Source organism: Niallia sp. (assembly GCF_031978665.1).
Lineage (GTDB): Bacteria > Bacillota > Bacilli > Bacillales > Cytobacillaceae > Niallia.
Genome location: NZ_DALZDK010000070.1, coordinates 4721 through 8108 on the forward strand (window position 1 = coordinate 4721; position 3388 = coordinate 8108).

4 protein-coding genes and 1 pseudogene are annotated in these 3388 nt (G+C 33.6%); 2 read left to right on the forward strand and 3 right to left on the reverse strand.

Features of this window, described 5'->3' with window-relative positions; translation table 11 throughout:
* Positions 1-155 (forward strand): annotated as a pseudogene (locus RTL21_RS22945) (thioredoxin family protein); the annotation flags it as partial.
* Positions 156-261: 106 nt separating this feature from the next.
* On the opposite strand, the gene RTL21_RS22950 reads toward RTL21_RS22945, so the two are convergent.
* Positions 262-669 (reverse strand): DUF5365 family protein, encoded by a 408-nt coding sequence (locus RTL21_RS22950; protein WP_312099472.1) that lies wholly within the window; start codon positions 667-669, stop codon positions 262-264.
* A 173-nt stretch (positions 670-842) separates the two neighbouring features.
* Between RTL21_RS22950 and RTL21_RS22955 the strand changes: the two genes are divergently transcribed.
* Entirely contained in the window at positions 843-1775 is a 933-nt protein-coding gene (locus tag RTL21_RS22955) for an RluA family pseudouridine synthase (protein WP_312099474.1), read from the forward strand.
* 40 nt (positions 1776-1815) lie between these two features.
* On the opposite strand, the gene RTL21_RS22960 is transcribed toward RTL21_RS22955, so the two are convergent.
* Together RTL21_RS22960 and RTL21_RS22965 are read right to left on the reverse strand one after the other, a co-directional pair.
* Entirely contained in the window at positions 1816-2070 is a 255-nt protein-coding gene (locus tag RTL21_RS22960) for a GlsB/YeaQ/YmgE family stress response membrane protein (RefSeq protein WP_312099476.1), read from the reverse strand.
* Between the two features lie 263 nt (positions 2071-2333).
* Positions 2334-3164: an aldo/keto reductase gene (locus RTL21_RS22965; protein WP_312099478.1), complete on the reverse strand. Its 831-nt coding sequence runs from the start codon at positions 3162-3164 to the stop codon at positions 2334-2336.
* Positions 3165-3388 lie beyond the last annotated feature (224 nt).

Below are 3388 nucleotides of genomic sequence, written 5' to 3' on the forward strand. Positions count from 1 at the left end.
TATGGGAATTTGAAGAAGGATGGGATAAATACAATATCGATTCCACTCCTACAATCGTTCAGTACAAAAATGGCGAAGAAGTTAGCCGAATCAACGGCTACAGAGAACCAGCCGTATTTAAAGAATGGCTAGAAGAAAACAGTGTTACAAAATAGAAAATTGTTCCATCTATATAATAAGCCATCGCTATAATTCGCGATGGCTTATTGTTTTGTTTCAAATAGAAATAATAAGTGTTAGGCAAATAACAACTAAAAAAGATTATACCAAATACTGATTAGTTGCCTCTGCGTACATACTAAAATTTGCTTGATTGTAGGAAGTTCCGTTATCATTAATTCTGAAATTCCCTAAATCAAATGGGAAGAAGATATCTAAGTCCTCTAATATTTGGACATTTTTTGCAAATAGATGTTTGTATCTATGTTTATCTTGTGGAGCTTCCAATATATTCACAAGGGTTTGAAGACTTGCAATTACTTGATAAGACGTTTTTAATGTACTTAATTGCTGTGCTTTTTCAGGAGTGATAACAAGTACCTTTAATCGTTCAAACTTACTTATTTCCTTATCTGAAAAATAGAATGGAAATATCCTCGAGTAAAAGGTCTGAATCAGTTCATTAATTCTTTCCTCTTGTGTTGGTGTTGATGCAAAAACTACTTTCATGAAATGAGACACCCTCTTTGTTTCTATAATAAATATACACATAAAGTATTACCCCTAGTCTAACATATCCCCCAAAACCATTTCGGTGGTAATTAAAACCATGATATGATGACTAAGTTAAATTTAAGACACTTTTTTAATTAGACACTAATGTAGATAAAAGGAGTATTTATATGCTATTTGAAAGAAAAGGAGACTGGCTACTGCTTAAAATCCCTTTACAATGGGAAGGAGTTTCAATCGAGGCATTCTTCTCCCATGTTTTATTGGCTTCCAAAAAACAAATTCATTTATTTAAAATGGAAAAGAAAGTCCAATTAAATAACCAAAATGTACCTTGGAATACATTGCTTACAAAGGAAGATATTTTAAAAATAAAACTATTTCAGCAGCAGCCAAATGACATTATTCCAACCTATATGGATCTTTCCGTCCTTTATGAAGATGATTTTCTTCTCGTTGTTAATAAACCAGCTTCTATCGATACACATCCTCATTCTTCTGAAGATGCGTCTTCTTTATTAAATGGAGTGGCCTATCATTTACTGTTCAATGGGGAAGAAAGACAATTGAAACATATTCATCGATTGGATCGAGACACAACTGGCTGCGTTTTGTTCGCAAAACACGATTTAGTCGCTAATATGCTTGATTCTATGTTAAGGGAACGGAAAATTAAAAGAACTTATATCGCTCTTGTTCAAGGAACCTTATCCCAGAAAAAAGGAACGATTAATAAGCCAATTGGAAAGGACAGACACCACGGAAGCCGGAGAAGAATATCAGAAACAGGACAAACAGCAATCACCCATTTTAAACGAATGAAACAATTACCAAACGAAGGATTAACACTTATATCTTGTACGTTGGATACAGGGAGAACGCATCAAATTAGAGTTCATTTAAGCTCTATTCACCATCCTCTTGCTGGAGATGTGCTATATGGTGGAAAACCGACTTTTGATCGGCAAGCACTACATGCGGTAAAAATACAATTCACCCATCCTATTTCTAAGGAAGAACTTACCGTCTTTGCTCCTCCATTGGACAAACAGCCAATTTTTCCTGTTGAAAATTGGGAAGCATTATTAATGGATACAAAATAAAAGAAGTGAGCTTAAAAAGCTCACTTCTTATTTTTATCCTTTATGTGGTTTTACGCATACCGCGCATAATTAGACTTAATATAAAGACTAAGATTACTGCACCAATAATACTTGGAATTAGAGCAAAATCTGCAATTGTTGGACCCCAATCTCCAAGAATTAATGATCCTAACCATGCACCAACAAAACCTGCAATGATATTTCCAATAACACCACCAGGAATATCTTTACCAACGATTAATCCTGCTAACCATCCTATAATACCACCTATAATTAATGACCATAGAAATCCCATATATAACACTCCTTTTAAAAATTAGTGTTTATCTTTTATTAATGAGATAGTGAAGAATCATGCTGCAGCTTATCATTTACCCGTACGGTTTATGTCACTATCTGCTTGTACTTATATTTACCACCCTTTAATTCTTTTAAACCTAACAAAACATTCATTGAGTTAAGAAGATTTTAAAAATAGTCTTATCAAAAAAGATCTATACCCATTTTTGTGCATAGATCCTTTGTACTTAATTTATTTAAACTAGAGATTGTAAGAAATTAGAAAATCACTTCATCTGGATTACTTCCAAGTCTTTCATTCATATTTAATTTATCTATTTGATCCATTTCCACTAAGCTAAGCTGAAAATCAAATATCTCTGCATTTTCTTTTATTCTTTCTGGATGAATAGACTTTGGAATAATAATATGTCCATTTTGTAAATGCCAGCGTAAAATGACTTGAACGGCTGTTTTGCCATGTTTTTTTGCAATATAGTTAAGGGTTGGTTCGTTTACTAAGCGACCTTTCGCAATCGGTGACCATGCTTCCATTTTTATATCTTTTTTCTTGCAGTACTCTCTTAATTTCTCTTGAGATAGACGTGGATGAAGCTCAATCTGATTAACGGTTGGCTTCTCATTTGCATGTTCAAGTAAATGCTCTAAATGATGTTCCTGAAAATTGCTTACACCAATTGCCTTAACTAATCCTTCGTCATATAGTCTTTCTAATGCTTTCCAGGTTTCTACATATTTATCTTTTCCTGGCCAATGAATTAAATATAAATCAAGATAGTCTAAATCCAATTTCTTTAAACTCGTCTCAAATGCCCGTAGAGTGGAATCATATCCTTGATCCCCATTCCAAACTTTTGTGGTAATAAATAGAGACTCTCTAGAGACAGCGCTTTCTTTAATCGCTGTTCCTACCCCTTCTTCATTCTTATAAATGGCGGCAGTATCAATCGAACGATAACCAAGATCCAAAGCAGTTTTTACTGTCTGGATAACTGTGTCTCCTTCTTCTACTTTAAAGACTCCGATACCTAATTGAGGGATCTCTACTCCATTATGTAGCTTCACTTTCTGTTCGATGCTATTGACCAAACAAAACACCTCCAAAATCAGAATTATCCATATAATAACACTTATTTGAATACATCTCTATAAATATGATTTAATCCTTTTCTATAAGGCTGTTTTCATAATTTTTTTGCTAGAAGCCCTCAAAAGATAGTCCTTCTACAAAAATTTGTCCATCCCTTGCTCTGTCAACAAATCGGCTACTTCCTAATATATTTTTACTTTAAGATAAATAGAACGATTTTCTC

Coding starts and splice junctions, on each gene's coding strand:
- RTL21_RS22950 (WP_312099472.1), bottom strand. CDS start 669: ATGAAAGTAGTTTTTGCATCAACACCAACACAAGAGGAAAGAATTAAT.
- RTL21_RS22955 (WP_312099474.1), top strand. CDS start 843: ATGCTATTTGAAAGAAAAGGAGACTGGCTACTGCTTAAAATCCCTTTA.
- RTL21_RS22960 (WP_312099476.1), bottom strand. CDS start 2,070: ATGGGATTTCTATGGTCATTAATTATAGGTGGTATTATAGGATGGTTA.